This window comes from Kitasatospora sp. NPDC093102 (genome assembly GCF_040683915.1).
GTDB lineage: Bacteria > Actinomycetota > Actinomycetes > Streptomycetales > Streptomycetaceae > Kitasatospora.
Genome location: NZ_JBFBFA010000001.1, coordinates 63191 through 79653, shown reverse-complemented (window position 1 = coordinate 79653; position 16463 = coordinate 63191). Strand labels below are relative to the sequence as shown.

Below are 16463 nucleotides of genomic sequence, written 5' to 3'. Positions count from 1 at the left end.
AATGACCCGACGTCAGCTCGCCGTACCGGCACAACAGAAACAGTCATATGAAATGACTCGCCGCCTCCGCGCAGAACCGCCCACCCGGCCGAGCGCTCCCCCACACCCCGCACGCCCCCACGCCCGCCCCCTGCACGCACCGAGGATCCGGAGGCCGCGGAGGCCGGGGTCCGGCCTCAGGACGCGAGGCCGAGGGCGAGGGAGGCGGCGACGGGGGCCAGGTAGAGGAGGGGGAAGGGGACGTGGGCGTAGGCGCGGGCGCGGACGACGGTGATGACGGCGCCGAGGAAGTAGAGGACCACGCCGACCGCGGCCGCGTAGCCGACGGCCGGGACGACGAGGCCGGCCAGCAGGCCGAGGGCGCCGGCCGCCTTGGCGACGCCGAGCCAGGTCCACCAGGCGCGCGGAACGCCGTAGTCGGCGAGGGGCTTCACGACGTACTCGGCGCCGGCGAGGACGGAGCAGGCCGAGAAGCCGACCATGAGGGCGCCGAGGACGGTGACGGCGGTGTGGGCGACGGACATTGGAGTGCTCCCCATTCGATGGCTGTTCGGTTCGACACTCCCCTGACCCGGGGCACCCGACGGATGTGACAGGCGCGGGCAAAAATTTGTCCGCAGCGACCCGTCGTCACCCCCGCCGACCCACTCCGCCAACGAACGATGCAGCTCAGACAAGGCGTTCAACAGACAAGACTTCCCCGACTACGGGCGTGTTGACCGCGTAGGCCTACGCCGCTTCCACCAGACTGGGCGCCGACCCGACGTCAACTCCGAGGAGGGCAAGCCCATGGACGCCACCGTTCGGCTAGCACAGCAGCCCGAGGCCGACGAACTGCTCGGACGGAGTGCGCTCGCCGCGCTCGTCGGCATGCTGCTGGACCAGCAGGTCCCGATGGAGTGGGCGTTCACCGGCCCGCTGACCATCGCCCAGCGCCTCGGCCACGACGATCTGGACGCCCACGAGATCGCCACCTACAACCCGGAGGAGTTCGTCGCGCTCCTCTCCGCGAAGCCCGCGGTCCACCGCTACCCGGCCGCGATGGCCAAACGGGTGCAGCAGCTCTGCCAGTTCCTCGTCGCGCAGTACGACGGCGACGCCGCCGCGCTGTGGAAGAACGTCCGCACCGGCAAGGAACTGCTCAGCCGGCTCAACGCCCTGCCCGGCTTCGGCAAGCAGAAGTCGCAGATCTTCCTGGCCCTGCTCGGCAAGCAGTACGGGGTACGGCCCGAGGGCTGGCGCGAGGCGGCCGGGGTGTACGGCGAGGAGGGCGCGCACCGCTCGGTCGCCGACATCACCGGCCCCGAATCCCTCATTCTGGTACGGGAGTTCAAGCAGGAGATGAAGCGCGCCGCGAAGGAGGCGAAGGCCGCCGCCAAGCCCCGCACCACCACCCGGACCGCCACCGCCGCGACCAGCGGAGCCCGCTGAGCCGGCGGGCGGACCCCGGCCGCGAAAACCGATTGCCCCGCCCCACCCCACCGGGTGACGCTTCCGGCATGACCGCAACCACCCCCGCCGCCCGCAGCGTGTCCGCCCTCTTCGCCCCCGACGGCCGCCTGATCGCCGTCCCCCGCAAGGCGGCCCGCCGGGAGCAGCTGCTGGCCCACCTCGCAGAGACCCTGTTCGAGCCGGGCCGCAGCTACACCGAGGCCGAGGTCAACGACACCCTGCGCACCGTGCACGACGACGTCCCGGCCCTGCGCCGCTACCTGGTCGAGGCCGGGCACCTGGCCCGCCCGAAGGACGGCAGCAGCTACCAGCGGGCCGGCACCCCCGCGTAGGCGTACCGCCCACGGACCGAGGGCCCCGGCCGCGCAGCGCGGCCAAGGCCCTCGACCACAGCAGGGACGTCAGACCAGGACAGCCTCGGACTCCCGCTCCGGTGCGGCGTCCTCGACCGCCGCCCCCCGCTTGCGCGGCAGCGCGAACATCAGCAGGAAGACCGCGAGCAGCACTCCCGCGACCCACCACATCGCGTGCACGAAGGCCCCGCCGAACGCCGCTCCGACCGCCTCCGGCGCGACCACGTCGTCCATCGCCCCGAAGAAGGCCACCGACACCAGGCCGAGCCCGAGCGCGTTGCCCACCTGCTGCACGGTGTTGATCAGCCCGGACGCCGAACCGGCGTGCTCACGCGGCACCTCCGACAGCACCGCGTCGGTGATCGGCGCGACGACCAGCCCCATCCCGAGGCCCATCACCACCAGCGGCAGTGCCATCTGCCAGGCCGTGATCGCCGTCCCGTACCGGTCCGCCTCCCAGATGTAGACGAGCACGCCCGCCGCCATCACCAGCGCGCCCGCCTGGAGCACCTTCCGTCCGAACCGCGGCACCAGCTTCTGCACCGACAGCCCGGCCGCCGTGGAGACCGCGATGGAGAACGGGATCCCGGTCGCACCGGCCTTGAGCGGGCTCCAGCCCAGCCCCACCTGCATGTAGAGGGTCCAGACCAGGAAGTAGATGCCGAGCGCCACACCGAAGGCCAGCTGCACGCAGATCCCGGCCGCGAAGGACTTCACCCGGAACAGCGCCAGCTCCACCAGCGGCGAGCCGTCCCGCCGCGTCTTGACCTTCTCGTACACCACGAACAGCGCGAACACCGGCAGGCTCCCGGCCATCGACAGGTAGCCCCACAGCGGCCAGCCGGCCTCCCGGCCGTGCGTCAGCGGGTAGATCAGCATCAGCAGCCCGAGGCTGGCCAGCGCCACGCCCGCCAGGTCCAGCTTCAGCGCCTGGTCGGCCTTCGACTCGTCGATGAAGCGGCGGCCGAGCAACAGCCCGGCGATGCCGACCGGCAGGTTGATCAGGAAGATCGGGCGCCAGGCCAGACCGAACAGGTCCCACTCGGTGAGCAGCGCACCGATCATCGGACCGGAGACCGCGCCCAGCCCGACCACCGCGCCGAACAGGCCGAACACCTTGCCGCGCTCCTCCGCCGGGAAGGTCGCGTGGATGATCGACAGCACCTGCGGCACCATCAGCGCAGCCGTCCCGCCCTGGAGCAGCCGGGTCGCGACCAGCATCTCCGGGCCGGAGGCCAGCCCGCACAGCGCCGAGGCCAGCGTGAAGCCGCCGATCCCGATCAGGAACACCCGCTTGCGGCCGTGGATGTCGCCCAGCCGACCGCCGGTGATCAGCCCGATCGCGAAGGCCAGCGCGTAGCCGCCGGTGACCCACTGGATGGCGCTGAACGAGGCGCCGGTGTCCTGTTGGATGCTCGGGATGGCGATGTTGACGATGGTGACGTCCACCAGGTCCATGAAGGAGGCGACCATCACGATCGTCAGCGCGATCCACCTCCGCCGGTCCGCTGCCGGGGTGCTCATTCCGTACTCCTCTTTCTTCTCCGCGTCCACGACGCTCTTCTCCACGTCCACGACGGTAACGGCCATGTAGGTCAGAACCTGTCCCAGTTGTTCCGGCATGCTGGGTGGCATGACCGACACCCCGGCCCGGCTGCTGAGCCTCCTGTCCCTGCTCCAGACGCCCCGCGAGTGGCCCGGCAGCGAGCTCGCCGAGCGGCTCGGCGTCAGCCCCCGCACCATCCGGCGCGACATCGACCGGCTGCGCGAGCTGGGATACCCGGTGCGGGCCAGCATGGGCGCGGTCGGCGGCTACCGGCTGGTCGCGGGCACGGCGATGCCCCCGCTGCTGCTGGACGACGAGGAGGCGGTGGCCATCGCGGTCGGGCTCCGCGCGGCGGCCGGGCACGCCGTGGTGGGCATCGAGGAGGCCTCGGTGCGGGCGCTCGGCAAGCTGCTCCAGGTGCTGCCGGGCCGGCTGCGGCAGCGGGTCGGGACGCTCAACTCCGCGACCGTGCCGCTGCTCACCGGGGACGGCCCGACCGTCGACCCGGAGGACCTCACCGTGCTCGCCAGTGCCGTCACCGCCCGGGAACGGCTGCGCTTCGGATACCGGGCGTACGACGGCGCCGAGAGCAGGCGGCAGGTCGAGCCCGAGCGGCTGGTCTCGGTCGGCCGCCGCTGGTACCTGGTCGGCTACGACCTGGACCGCGCGGACTGGCGGCTCTTCCGGGTCGACCGGCTGAGCGGTCCGGCCGCCACCGGCGTCCGCTTCACCCCGCGCCCGCTCCCCGCCGAGGACGCCGCCGCGTACGTGGCGGGCAAGCTGCGCCGCCCGTCACCGAGCGGCACCGTGGTCGCCACCGTGCACGCCCCGGCCGAGCGGGTCCGCCACGGCCTCTCCCCGGGCGACTCCGAGGTCACGCCGATCGACGCGCACAGCTGCCTCCTCCGCTCCCGCTCCGACTCCCTGGAGTGGACGGCGATGCGGCTGCTCTCGCTGGACTGCGCCTTCGAGGTGCACGAGCCGCCGGCACTGCGCGAGCACCTGCGCAGGCTCGCCGCCCGCGCCCACCACGCGGCGGGCCAGGAGGGTTAGGCCTCCACCCGGAACCAGCCGTTGCCGGACCGGAACCACAGCACGCCGTCCCGGCCGTACGCGCGCTCCCGGTCGAGGTCCCCGAGGACGCCCACCCGCTCGCGGCGCACCTCCCGCCAGCCCTTGCGGCTCTCCCGTTCGCACCGGATCAGCTCGCCGCCGGGCTGGAGGAACACGGCCCGGTCCCCGGCGATCGCGAAGCCCATCGGCTGCCGGGCCGGCAGCCGCATGACGACCGGCTTGGCCTCGGCGGGGTCGATCCCGGTGAGGTGGCTGCCGTCGCCGTACCAGGCCAGCCAGGCCCGCCGTCCCTCGGTGGCGGCGGCGAGCCCCTCCAGCGGGTGGTCGCCCAGGGTCTTGAAGTCCGGCCGCCAGACGATCCGCCCGGCGGTGTCCAGCCCGACCAGGCCGTACTGGCCGAGCGGGTTGTCGCCGTAGTTGCCCTCGTCCCCGAAGACCAGCCAGATCCGGCCGTCCCGGTCGGTGGTCAATGCCACGACGTCGTCGCCGAGTTGCAGCTCCCGGGTCAGCCGGCCGTCCGGCCCGAACACCTGGCCGTTGCGCTCCCAGCCGTCCGCCTGCTCGTCGGCCCGGCGTCCGGCCAGCAGCACCCGCCCGCCCGGCAGCAGCGCCAGGAGGTCCGGCGGGACCCCGGCCCCGGTGAGCGGAATCCGCCACTCGCCCTGCGGGTCGTGCACCACCACCTCGCCGTCGAACGGCAGCCGGGCGGGCGGCCACGAACCGGCCGGTGCCACGTACTGCTCCGGCACCACCAGGACGGCCAGCTCCCCGTCCGGCCCAACCGTCCAGGTCAGGGCCCGGCGACCGGCCTTCCACTCCCCTTCGGGCAGCCGCCAGACCTCGACCGGACGATCGGACACCGGCATTGCTCAGACCCCGTACTCGGCGGTCAGCAGCGCCCGGCCCAGAGCGTGGAAGGTGAGGTTGAAGCCCACCTGGGCCGGCGGGGTGTCGGCGGCGACGTCCAGCTTCTCCACGTCCAGCGCGTGCACCGCGAAGACGTAGCGGTGCGGGGCGCCGGGCGGCGGGGCGGCACCGTCGTACTGGTTGCCCGGGAAGTCGTTGCGGCCGTGGAAGGAGTCCTCGCCGGGCAGGCCGGCGTCCGAGGAGCCGGCGCCGCGCGGCAGTCCGGTGGTGTCGGCGGGCAGGTTGAGGGCGAGCCAGTGCCACCAGCCGGAGCCGGTCGGCGCGTCCGGGTCGTAACAGGTGACCGCGATGCTCCGGGTGCCCTCCGGCAGGCCCGACCAGGCCAGCTGCGGCGACAGGTTGCCGCCGGCGTGGATGTACTCCTGGCCCAGCTTGCCGCCTTCGGTGATGTCCTGGCTGCTCAGCGGGAAGGACGGCACCTGCGGCAGGAACTCGTACGGCAGCGGCGCGCGCTCACTCATGGGGTTGCCACCTCTCACGGTCGGAATGACACGGGTCACTGTAGTGGGGTGCACATCCGGTCCCGCCGCACGGTGACAGGCCCTACAGTCGAGACATGGCCGCCAAATTCGCCCAACTGTTCGCCGACTCCCGCCGCGCACTGGTCGCCATGCTCGGCATCCAGGCCGTCATCTGGTCCGTACAGGTGGTCAACTGGCTGGACGACTACGGGCTTTCGCGGGAGTTCGGCCTGCGCTCGGAGCAGGTCGGCGACCTGCCCGAGATGTTCACCATGCCGTTCCTGCACTTCAGTTGGAGCCACATCGAGGCCAACTCCTGGCCGCTGTTCGTGCTCGGCTTCCTGTCCGCCTACCGCGGCATGAAGAAGTTCCTGCTGGCCAGCCTGGTGATCCTGGTGTCCGGCGGGCTGCTGGTCTGGCTGCTGGAGAGCCCGAACACCGTGACGGCCGGTGCGAGCGGCATGGTCTACGGCTACCTCGGCTACGTGGTGCTGCGCGGGGTCCTGGACCGCAACGTGCTGGACGCGGTGGTCGGCCTCGTCATCGCGGTGGTCTACTCGACCATCCTGCTCGGGGTGCTGCCGCTCACCCCGGGCGTCAGCTGGCTGGGCCACCTCGGCGGGCTGATCGGCGGACTGGCCGCCGCCGCCCTGCTGCGCAACCGGCCGGCCGCGCAGCAGCCCCCGCAGCAGGCGAGCACCCCGAACAGCCCCGGCTCCGCCCTGCTCAAGCAGCTGGACGAGCTCGGCCTGTGAGGCCGACGCGCCGCCCGGGGCATCAGGTATAGACCAATCCCGCCCCTGCGGCTAGCGTGGGCCGCTCCCCCTCCCCCAGCCCCGGAGCCGCACCGTGGAGTCGTCCGTCCTCGCCTTCGCCACCGACCTGCTCGACGAGGGCGCCGACACCTTCTTCGGCAACCTCACCGACCGCGCCGGGGTCGGCGGCGTCACCCTCGCCTCCGTCTACCACGAGGCCCGCGACGTCTTCCCGCACAACCCCCGCCGGGTGGTCCGCTACCTGGAACCGGGCGCGGCGTACTTCCGCCCCGACCCGGCCGCCTGGCAGGGCCGTCGGCTGGCCCCGGCGCCGTCCACCGCGATCGGCGACCGCGACCCCTTCGCCGAGGCCGCCGCCGAGGCCCGCCGCCGAGGCCTGAAGCTGCATGCCTGGACGGTCTTCTGCCACAACGACCGGCTCGGCTTCGCCCACCCCGACTGCGCCCCGGCCAACGCCTTCGGCGACCGCCACCTCACCGAGCTCTGCCCGGCGAACCCGGAGGTCCGGGAGTACGCCCTGACCCTGGTCGCCGAACTGGCCCGGTACGGCGTGGACGCGATCCGCGCCGAGTCCCTGCACTTCCACGGGCTGCGCCACGGCTACCACCACGAGCGCTACTTCGAGGAGCTGGGCCCGACCGCCGAGGCCCTGCTCGGAGTCTGCTTCTGCCCGCACTGCCGCGCCGCCGCCTCCGGTGCCGGAGTCCCGGCCGAGGAGGTGGCCGAGGCGGTCCGCACCGAGCTGCGCCGCCGGCTGGCCGACGAGTCCGCCGCCGCCGAGCCCGCCGACCTGAGCGCCCTCGCCGACGGCGCCTTCGCCGCCTACGTGGACGCCTCCGCCGCCACCGTCACCTCCCTGGCCGCCGAGCTCTCCGAGCAGGCCCGCCGGCACGGCATGCGGCTGAGCTTCTTGGACGGCGGCGGCCCGGGCACGGGCTGGCTCTCCGGCATCGACCTGCCCGCCCTCGCCAGGGCCGCCGACCAGATCGAGACCCTCGGCTACGCGAAGACCCCGGAGGCGGTCCGGGAGAAGATCGCCGCCTTCGCTCTGCACGGCGTCCGCCCGCAGTCCATGGCGGTGATCCTGCGCCCGATGTCCTCCGACTGCGACGGCCCGGAGAATCTCTCCACCAAGATCATCACCCTTCGCGAACTCGGCGTCCCCGAGGTGGAGTTCTACCACTACGGCCTGATGCGGCTGTCCTCCCTGGACCGGATCGGTGCCGCGCTCTCCGGCTGACCGGTCAGCGCCGCCGCTCGGACGTCCCGAACGGGCAGCGGGAGCCCTCCTGCCCGAGCCGCCGCCCGCTTTGGTCCTGCCGTACCCCTCGGCGGCCTCCCGGACGGCCGAGGGGTGAGATCGGAGGACGGCGGCGCACTCTCCTGAGCGGATCGGAACGCTTCGGAACGCTTCGGCATCGGCGGAACCCGATCGGCGCCGGGGCGATGTTCGCGACATTTCCCATCAAACTGCCGTATTCGTCCACCCGCAGTTCACACCGGCGCGCGTGGCGGGGCCGTGGCTGCTGCGCCATCCGCCGCCCAAACGGTAGGCTTTCCGTGTGATCTTCAAGCGCATCGGCAATGGGCGGCCGTACCCGGATCACGGCCGGACGAGCACCCGCCAGTGGGCTGACGTCGCCCCACGCCCGGTGCGACTCGACCAGCTGGTGACCACCAAGGGGCAACTCGACCTCGAAACCCTTCTGGCCGAGGACTCGACGTTCTACGGGGACCTCTTCGCCCACGTGGTGAAGTGGCACGGCGACCTCTACCTGGAGGACGGCCTGCACCGGGCCGTCCGGGCCGCGTTGCAGCAGCGCCAGGTGCTGCACGCCCGCGTCCTCGAGATGGAGTGACGGGCCCCCGTCACAGGAACCGCCGGACCACCACGGGCTTTCCGGACCGCCCCCTCGCCATCCGGCGGAGGGCGGTCCGCACGTACCCCGGTACCCCCGTTCGGGTACCGGGGTACGCCAGATGATGATCGTTTAGTACCTTCGAAGCCGTACGGCACTACGCTGCTGACTACGGCCGCGACCAGGGGATTCCGCCCGCACCGGGGGAGGTCCCCACCCGGCCGATCCGTCATCCCGACCCCGCCCTGGCACGAGGGGGAGACAAACCGTGAGCATGTTGACTCCCCAAGGCCTCAAGGGGAAGCAGTACCGGGTCACCGGCAATACCTACCCGCGGTTGGGCCGGCCTCCGAAGAAGAGCCGCAAGGTGATCGGCGCGCTCGCCGGCCTGCTCGCCCTGGCCCTGATCACGCTCGGCGGCCTGCAGTTGTACGGCATCTTCAGCGGCAGGAACAAGGACGCCTCGGCGCAGGCCTGCGCGACCGCGTCCGGCAAGCCGCTGGCCGCCCCCGGCGACTCCGGTGCGCCCGCCGCCGCGCAGGACGACCCGCACGCGGTCCCGCAGCCCGCCGCGGTCACCGTGAACGTCTACAACGCCACCAGCAAGGCCGGTCTGGCCGGCCGGACGGCCGAGGAGCTCAAGAAGCGCGGCTTCGTCATCGGCAAGGTCGGCAACGCCCCGGCCGAGCTGGACAAGAAGGTGCCCGGCACCGCCCAGGTGATCGCCGGTCCGGCCGGCGCCGGCGCGGGCACCCTGGTCGGCTCGCAGATCGCCGGCGCCGCCGTCACCGCCGACGCCCGCACCGACGGCAGCGTGGACTTCGTGATCGGCGACAGCTACAACGCCCTGCTGGACGAGACCCAGGCGGCCGCGGCCCTCGCGCTGGCCACCAAGCCGACCCCGGCGCCGACCGCCACCAGCAGCTGCTGAGACCAGCTGCTGGGACACCGAACACCGAGAGCCCCCCGGCAGACGCAGTGCCGGGGGGCTCTCGGTGTTCGGTGGGTCGGGTGGGGAGGCTCAGCCGGCCGTGCCGTACAGCCGGTCGCCCGCGTCGCCGAGGCCGGGGACGATGTAGCCGTTCTCGTTGAGCCGCTCGTCCAGGGCGGCGGTGACCACGGTGACCGGCAGGTCCGCCAGCTCCCGCTGCATCACCTCGACGCCCTCGGGGGCGGCCAGCAGCACCACGGCGGTGACGTCGGTGGCACCGCGTTCGATCAGCATCTTGATCGCGGCGACCAGAGTGCCGCCGGTGGCCAGCATCGGGTCGAGCACGTAGACCTGGCGGCCGGAGAGGTCATCCGGCATCCGGGTGGCGTAGGTGGAGGCCTCCAGGGTCTCCTCGTTGCGGACCATGCCGAGGAAGCCCACCTCGGCGGTCGGCAGCAGTCGGGTCATCCCGTCCAGCATGCCGAGGCCGGCCCGCAGGATCGGGACCACCAGCGGGCGCGGGTAGCTGAGCCGGGTACCCAGCGTGACCGCCACGGGCGTGGTGATCTCCACCTCGTCGGTGCGGACGTCCCGGGTGGCCTCGTAGGCGAGGAGGGTCACCAGTTCGTCGGTCAGGCGACGGAAGGTCGGCGAGTCGGTGCGCTCGTCGCGCAGGGTGGAGAGCTTGTGGGCGACCAGGGGGTGGTCGACGACGTGGAGACGCATGTACCGAGGTTAGCCCGGTCCTGGACGGGTGTACGACTCGCCGTGCCCCACCGGGCGCCGGTCCGGGTGACGCCCTCGTGACACGGCGCGCCCCTTCGCGGATGTCCGGACGGATGTGCCCCCTGTGGTATCAACCGGGCCGTTCTGGGAATGTCACCTCTTGTGACGAGCAACCCGAACGCCGGGGACGGCTCGATGGACGAGCCCGTCGACGGGGCGGGCCCCAGCCCGGGCCCGCCGTACGACCACCCGGAGACCGAGGCGGAGCGCCGCAAGCGGCGGGCCGTCTTCCTGCGCGAGCTCACCGAGGCCCGCGAGCTGCGGGAGCGGGTCCAGCCCCGGCGGACCAAGGAGCGGCGGATGCGCGAGGCGATGCGGATGCGGACCTTCCGGATCTGACACGACCCGGAGCGGCCCGCACCACCCCGACGCGATCGCGGCACGCCTCCGGCGCGGCCCCCGGGCGAACCCGGGAAGGGGCCCGCGGCGGCCCCGGCGGGCGTTCGGAGCAAATTTCGACCGGCTTCGGACCGTCCGACACGGCTTTGCCGTCCGCCACCCGGTCCTTCCGACACGACCTGCAAAGACGCGCTGCCGAACACCCCCCGCGAGGGCGGCCTTTCTGTCACGATTCCGATGGGACGGTCCGAACAAGCGGACCGCCTCTGGCGCGGGGGCGGCCAGATTTTCGCGTTGCCCGTGCGCGCCGACAGCCGAGACCGACGATCTTGGGAGTGTCCCTGGTGGCGTACTTCGCTGCAGTGCTTGCTCGCACCGAGGACGGGTGGGATGTGAGCGAGACGGAGCTCGACGACGTCGAAACCCTGGCCGATCTGGCCGATCTGGCCCGCGACTCCACCCAGGACGACGACAGCGTCCTGATCTTCATCGAACAGGAGGACGCCTGGTTCGCCATCGTCCGTGTGGACGGGGAGGAGGACCCGCGGATCTTCGTGTCGGACGGCGCCGCCGCCGCCCGCAGCTCCTACGGCTCCGTCCTCACCGACGAGTTGGTCGACCAGGCCGGCGAGAGCGAGTTCGGCGACCTGGACCACCTGCTGGACGAGGCCGAGGAGGCGGAGGAGCAGGACGAGGAGGAGGCCGAAGCCCGCGGCGGCGTCCCGGTCGGCCCGCTCGGCGACGCCCACCTCCTCACCGAGTTCGGCCTCGCCTCCGACGAGCTGCTCGCACTCAGCGGCGAGGGCGCGGTGCCGGGCGACGCCCTGGAGGAGATCGCCGAGGCCCTGGGCTGCGGCGAGGTCCTGGAGGCCGTCCGGTAGCGCCGTCGGTCGTACCGGTGTCCACCACCGGATGCCCGACACTGGATGCCATGCAGCCCGCATCCACCTCGCTGACCGTCCCGCACGTCCCCTCGCTGCCCGCCCCCGTCCGCCCCGACCCGGTCCGCGACCGCTGGGCGGCGCCGATGCGCCTCGCCATGGCCGAGGCCGCGCTGGCGCCGGCCACCGGGGACGTACCGGTCGGGGCGCTCGTCCTGGGCCCGGACGGCGAGGTGATCGGACGCGGCCACAACGAGCGTGAGGCGGTCGGCGACCCGACCGCGCACGCCGAGGTGGTCGCGATCCGGCAGGCGGCCCGGAAGGCCGGGGAGTGGCGCCTGAGCGGCTGCACGCTGGTCGTCACGCTGGAGCCGTGCACCATGTGCGCCGGCGCCATCGTGCTGTCCCGGATCGACCGGGTGGTCTACGGCGCCCTCGACGAGAAGGCCGGCGCGGCCGGCTCGCTCTTCGACGTGATGCGCGACCGCCGGCTCAACCACCGCCCCGAGGTGATCTGGGGCGTCCTCGCCGAGGAGTGCGGCGAGCAGCTGCGCGCCTTCTTCGACACCCACCGCTGAGGGCCCGCCGACCGCCGCGGCGATACGGATTTCGTGACTGCGCCACCCCTCCGGTAGAGTTCCTCTCGGTAGCGTGTCCGAGCGGCCAAAGGAGCACGCCTCGAAAGCGTGTGTGGGGGCAACTCCACCGTGGGTTCGAATCCCACCGCTACCGCTCGAAAGCCCGAGGGCCCGTCCGATCCGGACGGGCCCTCGGCGTTTGTCCCACCGGCGTTCGTCCCTCCGCCGCGCACGAGGCCGGCGCGGGCACGGAAAAGGGCTCCGCACGCCGGGCCGGTGACCACCGGTGCCCGGTCCATGCGGAGCCTGGAGGGGGGAGCGGCTCGGGGGGACTGACCGCTCCCCCTGCGGAGTCCCACAACCGGTGCCGCACCGGGGGAAGCCGCGGCGACCGGTCCCACAGCGGGGAGCTCCGGATCCACGTACCGGGGATTCCTGCCAGATCCTCGGCACGTCTTCCATCCTGCCGCCCGGCCCGGGACCGGGAACCCGGAGAAAGGCCCCACTCGCGGGGACCTTCGTCCCGCCGGCCGAACGCGTCGCACACTTGATAGCCCGTCCGGGTGGATAAGCTGCCCCCTGCAGGCCGCTCGGGGACCGGATGACGGCGGCCCACAGCTGGGAGAAAGGTCACCCGATGGCGCAGGCGAAGAAGATCGGCATGGTCCTCCTGCTCGTCTTCGTGCTCTACTCGATCATCACCTCGCCCTCCCGGTCCGCCCAGCTGGTCCAGCTCGGGTTCGAGGGGATTTCGAACGCGGCCAAGGCGGTCGGCACCTTCATGACCGGTCTGATCAAGTGACGGGCGGTCCACGGCCGGGCCCCGCGCACCGGCTACGGTGAGCGGGACCCTCTGTCCCCGTCCGCGAGGAGCGGCAATCGTGATCCGGCACCTGGTCCTGTTCAAGCTCAACGAAGGCGTCAGCAAGGACGAAGAGCGCGTGCTCGCCGGCGCCAAGGCCTTCGACGCGCTCGGCTCGGCGATCCCCGAGCTGCGCGAGTGGGAGTGCGGCTGGAACACCACCGAGCGCGACATCGCGTACGACTACGCGATCAACAGCCTGGTCGAGGACCGGGACGCCCTCCGGGCCTACCTGACCCACCCGGACCACCAGGCCGCGGCCGGCCTCTGGCGCGAGTTCGCCACCTGGGTGATCGCCGACATCGAGGTCTGAGCACCCATCCGGCCCGAGCCCGTCCCGGGCCCTTCCCCCGGACGGACCGCGGCGCCCCGTCCGGCCTCCGGGCGGGGCGCCCTGCTCCGTTCCGGAGCGATCCTTGCCGCGCTTCGCAGGCCGGCCCGGGAAGGTTGAACACCCCACCAACACACCTCCGCCGGGTGCTTGCCCGACCTGTGCCCACCTTGTGATGCTATGACCGGTTTTGCCGGACATGGCGAGGTGGTGAACCAGCCGTGACACCCGCTCCGCAGGGCCCGCCGTTGACGACTTTGGGAGGGGTGAGGTGTCCGTGGACGAAGTGCTGGCTGCGATCACCAGCCCGGCCGGCGAGCTCCGCCCGGACCGGCTGCGCGGCCCCGGCGGCCGCCCCGTCGTGGACGTCCGGACGCTGACCCGGGTGCTGTTCGAGCGGCTCGCCGAGCTGCCCCCCGGCACTCCCGAGCGGGACCGGGTCCGGGCCGCCCTGATCGAGGTGAACATCCCGCTGGTCCGCTACGCGGCCACCCGCTTCCGCAGCCGCAGCGAGCCGATGGAGGACGTCGTCCAGGTCGGCACCATCGGCCTGATCAACGCGATCGACCGCTTCGACCCCGGCCGCGGCGTCCAGTTCCCCACCTACGCACTGCCGACGATCCTGGGCGAGATCAAGCGCTACTTCCGCGACAACGTCCGCACCATGCACGTCCCGCGCCGGCTCCAGGAGCTGTGGGTCCAGGTCAGCGGCGCCATGGAGGAGCTGACGGTGCTGCACGGACGGGCGCCCAAGGTGCCCGAGATCGCCGCCAGCCTGCGGATCCCCGAGGAGGACGTGCGGGCCTGCCTGGATGCCGGACGGGCCTACAACGCGGCCTCCCTGGAGGCCGCGCAGGAGCACGAGGGCGGGCTCGCCCTGCTCGACCGGCTCGGCTACGAGGACTCCGCGCTGGCCGAGGTCGAGCACCGGGACATGGTCCGCCACCTGCTGGTCCAGCTCCCCGAGCGGGAGCGACGGATCGTGATGCTGCGGTTCTTCGCCAATCTGACCCAGTCCCAGATCAGCACCGAGCTGGGGATGTCCCAGATGCACGTGTCCCGGCTGCTCTCACGGATCCTGACCAGGCTTCGGACCGGCAACTCCTGGGAAGAGTGAGATTGCAGCGAGTTACCCCGGCGTGACATCTTGCGACGTTCGGGTTTGCCGTGGACCGTGTTCCGGTATGGAGGGGGAAGGCCCTCGCCGGGAACCTCCGCGCGACGGCCCCCGTTCAACCGACAGTCACAAGGGGGTGGGTGCATGTCCGGAGAGCTGGGCACTGCGGAGATCCACGCTGGCCAGGCCAACGGCACGGCCGTCGTCGAGGACCTGGTTCCGCGGCAGCGGGTCGAACCGGCCCGGCCGCCCGGCCCCGACGCGGGACCCGAGACGCCGCCCGGCTCCGGGCTGGACACCCGGACGCTCTCCCGCTCGCTGTTCCTGCGGCTGGCCGCGCTGGACCCCGGCAGCGCCGAGCACACCTACGTCCGCGACACCCTGATCGAGCTCAACCTGCCGCTGGTCCGGTACGCCTCGGCGCGCTTCCGCAGCCGCAACGAGCCGATGGAGGACATCGTCCAGGTCGGCACCATCGGCCTGATCAAGGCGATCGACCGGTTCGACCCGGAGCGCGGGGTGGAGTTCCCGACCTTCGCGATGCCCACCGTGGTCGGCGAGATCAAGCGCTTCTTCCGGGACACCAGCTGGTCGGTGCGGGTGCCGCGGCGGCTCCAGGAGCTGCGGCTGGCGCTCACCAAGGCCGGCGACGAGCTCTCCCAGCGCCTGGACCGCTCCCCCACCGTCGCCGAGCTGGCGGCCTGCCTCGGGGTCAGCGAGGAGGACGTGGTCGAGGGCCTCGCGGTCGGCAACGCGTACACCGCCAGCTCGCTCGACTCCGGCGCCGGCGAGGAGGACAGCGACGGACCGCTGGCCGACCGGCTCGGCTACGAGGACCTCGCGCTGGAGGGCGTGGAGTACCGGGAGTCGCTCAAGCCACTGCTGGCCAAACTGCCGCCGCGCGAGCGCCGGATCATCATGCTGCGGTTCTTCGGCAACCTCACCCAGTCGCAGATCGGCGAGGAGATCGGGATCTCCCAGATGCACGTCTCCCGGCTGCTCACCCGGACGCTGACCCAGCTGCGCGAGGGGCTGATCAACGAGGGCTGAGCCGGCCGCCCGGGGCCGGGCCGCTGCGCTCGGCACCCGGGCCGTCCAGCAGGTTGGCCCGCAGCCCGGCGAGCACCTCGTCGTCCAGCCCGAGCCCGTCCCGCCAGTACGCGTCGAAGCCGCCCCAGCCGGCCTCGACCTCCGCGAAGGCCGCGCCCAGGTAGCCGTCGTCGGCCCGGAGGACCGGCAGGAGCAGGTCGGGCTCGCGCATCAGGCCGCGGGTGCCGAAGTCGTCCAGCACCCGCCGCACCACCGGGGCGGAGCGCTCGTTGGTGAGCAGGTAGTCGGCCAGGACGGTCCCGCGGTCCACCCCGAGGGCAGTCAGCAGGAGCGCGGCGGCCCAACCGGTGCGGTCCTTGCCCGCGGAGCAGTGGAACAGCAGTGGCGGCCCCTCCGGGGCGGCCAGCAGGCGCAGCAGGGTCGCGAAGCGCTCGCGCGCCACCGGCTCCGTGACGAACCAGCGGTAGAGGCCGGTCATCAGGGCGGCCGCCCGACCGTCGCCGAGCAGCGCCCGCTGGCGCTGCGGGCTGTGATCGGCCAGCGCGTCGCGGATCAGCAGGAAGATGTCGAAGTCGGCCGCCAGCAGCGGCAGGTGATGGAGCGTCACACCTCCGGGCAGGCGGTCCAGACCGGCTTCGCGGACCTCGTCCATGCTCCGCAGGTCCACCACGCTGCGCAGGCCGAGCGCGCCGAGCGGGCCGAGGTCCTCGGCGGTGACATGGTTCAGGCCATCGCTGCGCAGCGCCACCCCGCACCGGAGAATCCGCCCGTCAGCCGCCCGGTACCCGCCCAGATCCCGGGCATTCAGCGCGCCCCGCAAACCGAGACTGCGCCCGACCAGCGGCGTTCCGTCCGGCCCCGGTGACGCATTCCGCACGCCCCGGAATCCCCCGGCCTCGGTATGCTGATCGACCACGCGAGCGCCTCCATTGCATATTCGGACTGTCACATGGCACAACGGCGCCCGATATTGCATGAACCTGCCCAACGGGGCGGCGGGATGTGCAAGAGTGTCATGCGCAACAACGACAGTGTAGGTCTCCCGCCCGCCCCACCGAGCGGCACCGTCGGTAACCACGTGTAGCGCTCGGCTTCCGGTTTTTCATTTTCAATTCATTATTTGCGCCGACGGTGCGGTTC

General features: G+C 72.4%; 20 protein-coding genes and 1 tRNA gene. 15 read left to right on the top strand and 6 right to left on the bottom strand.

What is annotated here, in order from left to right; all coding sequences use genetic code 11:
• Positions 1-176: 176 nt before the first annotated feature.
• Positions 177-524 (bottom strand): DoxX family protein, encoded by a 348-nt coding sequence (locus tag AB0O11_RS00380; RefSeq protein ID WP_363380095.1) that lies wholly within the window; start codon positions 522-524, stop codon positions 177-179.
• 265 nt (positions 525-789) lie between these two features.
• Here AB0O11_RS00380 and AB0O11_RS00375 point away from each other — a divergent pair, with 265 nt between their 5' ends.
• On the top strand, positions 790-1431 hold the full coding sequence (locus tag AB0O11_RS00375; RefSeq protein WP_363380093.1) for an HhH-GPD-type base excision DNA repair protein: 642 nt from the start codon (positions 790-792) through the stop codon (positions 1429-1431).
• A 68-nt stretch (positions 1432-1499) separates the two neighbouring features.
• Complete coding sequence (locus AB0O11_RS00370) at positions 1500-1784, top strand: DUF2087 domain-containing protein (protein ID WP_363380090.1); 285 nt, start codon at positions 1500-1502, stop codon at positions 1782-1784.
• A gap of 69 nt (positions 1785-1853) precedes the next feature.
• Here the strand turns inward: AB0O11_RS00370 and AB0O11_RS00365 are convergent, their stop codons facing one another.
• The gene (locus AB0O11_RS00365; RefSeq protein WP_363381238.1) at positions 1854-3329 is read right to left on the bottom strand and encodes an MFS transporter; all 1476 of its coding nucleotides are present in this window, start codon (positions 3327-3329) and stop codon (positions 1854-1856) included.
• 109 nt (positions 3330-3438) lie between these two features.
• On the opposite strand from AB0O11_RS00365, the gene AB0O11_RS00360 reads away from it, so the two are divergent.
• Entirely contained in the window at positions 3439-4404 is a 966-nt protein-coding gene (locus tag AB0O11_RS00360) for a YafY family protein (protein WP_363380088.1), read from the top strand.
• Here the strand turns inward: AB0O11_RS00360 and AB0O11_RS00355 are convergent.
• Positions 4401-5285, bottom strand: a complete 885-nt coding sequence (locus AB0O11_RS00355) for a hypothetical protein (RefSeq protein ID WP_363380086.1) — start codon at positions 5283-5285, stop codon at positions 4401-4403. The genes AB0O11_RS00360 and AB0O11_RS00355 overlap by 4 nt on opposite strands.
• A gap of 9 nt (positions 5286-5294) precedes the next feature.
• Positions 5295-5813 carry a YbhB/YbcL family Raf kinase inhibitor-like protein gene (locus tag AB0O11_RS00350; RefSeq protein WP_363380083.1) on the bottom strand — a complete coding sequence of 173 codons (519 nt, stop codon included), beginning with the start codon at positions 5811-5813 and terminating at the stop codon, positions 5295-5297.
• A gap of 95 nt (positions 5814-5908) precedes the next feature.
• Here AB0O11_RS00350 and AB0O11_RS00345 point away from each other — a divergent pair, with 95 nt between their 5' ends.
• From AB0O11_RS00345 to AB0O11_RS00330, 4 genes are all read left to right on the top strand, one after another.
• A complete protein-coding gene (locus AB0O11_RS00345) occupies positions 5909-6568 on the top strand; it encodes a rhomboid family intramembrane serine protease (RefSeq protein WP_363380081.1) in 660 nt (219 codons plus the stop codon).
• A 94-nt stretch (positions 6569-6662) separates the two neighbouring features.
• Positions 6663-7829, top strand: coding sequence for a hypothetical protein (locus AB0O11_RS00340; RefSeq protein ID WP_363380080.1), 1167 nt, complete (start codon positions 6663-6665; stop codon positions 7827-7829).
• 322 nt (positions 7830-8151) lie between these two features.
• Positions 8152-8448: a type II toxin-antitoxin system VapB family antitoxin gene (locus AB0O11_RS00335; protein ID WP_030061387.1), complete on the top strand. Its 297-nt coding sequence runs from the start codon at positions 8152-8154 to the stop codon at positions 8446-8448.
• Positions 8449-8722: 274 nt separating this feature from the next.
• Entirely contained in the window at positions 8723-9379 is a 657-nt protein-coding gene (locus AB0O11_RS00330) for a LytR C-terminal domain-containing protein (protein WP_363381236.1), read from the top strand.
• A 90-nt stretch (positions 9380-9469) separates the two neighbouring features.
• Here AB0O11_RS00330 and upp read toward each other — a convergent pair whose 3' ends face one another.
• The gene (gene upp, locus AB0O11_RS00325; RefSeq protein ID WP_224276860.1) at positions 9470-10105 is read right to left on the bottom strand and encodes a uracil phosphoribosyltransferase; all 636 of its coding nucleotides are present in this window, start codon (positions 10103-10105) and stop codon (positions 9470-9472) included.
• Positions 10106-10300: 195 nt separating this feature from the next.
• On the opposite strand from upp, the gene AB0O11_RS00320 reads away from it, so the two are divergent.
• From AB0O11_RS00320 to AB0O11_RS00285, 8 genes are all read left to right on the top strand, one after another.
• Entirely contained in the window at positions 10301-10504 is a 204-nt protein-coding gene (locus tag AB0O11_RS00320) for a hypothetical protein (RefSeq protein WP_363381234.1), read from the top strand.
• Positions 10505-10848: 344 nt separating this feature from the next.
• Positions 10849-11385, top strand: a complete 537-nt coding sequence (locus AB0O11_RS00315; protein ID WP_363380077.1) for a tRNA adenosine deaminase-associated protein — start codon at positions 10849-10851, stop codon at positions 11383-11385.
• Between the two features lie 50 nt (positions 11386-11435).
• Positions 11436-11963, top strand: a complete 528-nt coding sequence (gene tadA / locus AB0O11_RS00310) for a tRNA adenosine(34) deaminase TadA (protein WP_363380074.1) — start codon at positions 11436-11438, stop codon at positions 11961-11963.
• 67 nt (positions 11964-12030) lie between these two features.
• Positions 12031-12117 (top strand) — tRNA-Ser (locus AB0O11_RS00305).
• 483 nt (positions 12118-12600) lie between these two features.
• Positions 12601-12765, top strand: coding sequence for a hypothetical protein (locus AB0O11_RS00300; RefSeq protein ID WP_224276854.1), 165 nt, complete (start codon positions 12601-12603; stop codon positions 12763-12765).
• Between the two features lie 79 nt (positions 12766-12844).
• Positions 12845-13138 carry a Dabb family protein gene (locus AB0O11_RS00295; protein ID WP_363380071.1) on the top strand — a complete coding sequence of 98 codons (294 nt, stop codon included), beginning with the start codon at positions 12845-12847 and terminating at the stop codon, positions 13136-13138.
• A 352-nt stretch (positions 13139-13490) separates the two neighbouring features.
• Positions 13491-14273, top strand: coding sequence for an RNA polymerase sigma factor SigF (locus tag AB0O11_RS00290; protein WP_363381231.1), 783 nt, complete (start codon positions 13491-13493; stop codon positions 14271-14273).
• A 144-nt stretch (positions 14274-14417) separates the two neighbouring features.
• A complete protein-coding gene (locus tag AB0O11_RS00285) occupies positions 14418-15323 on the top strand; it encodes an RNA polymerase sigma factor SigF (protein ID WP_363380068.1) in 906 nt (301 codons plus the stop codon).
• Here the strand turns inward: AB0O11_RS00285 and AB0O11_RS00280 are convergent.
• Complete coding sequence (locus AB0O11_RS00280) at positions 15310-16299, bottom strand: tyrosine-protein phosphatase (protein WP_363380066.1); 990 nt, start codon at positions 16297-16299, stop codon at positions 15310-15312. The genes AB0O11_RS00285 and AB0O11_RS00280 overlap by 14 nt on opposite strands.
• Between the last annotated feature and the right edge of the window lie 164 nt (positions 16300-16463).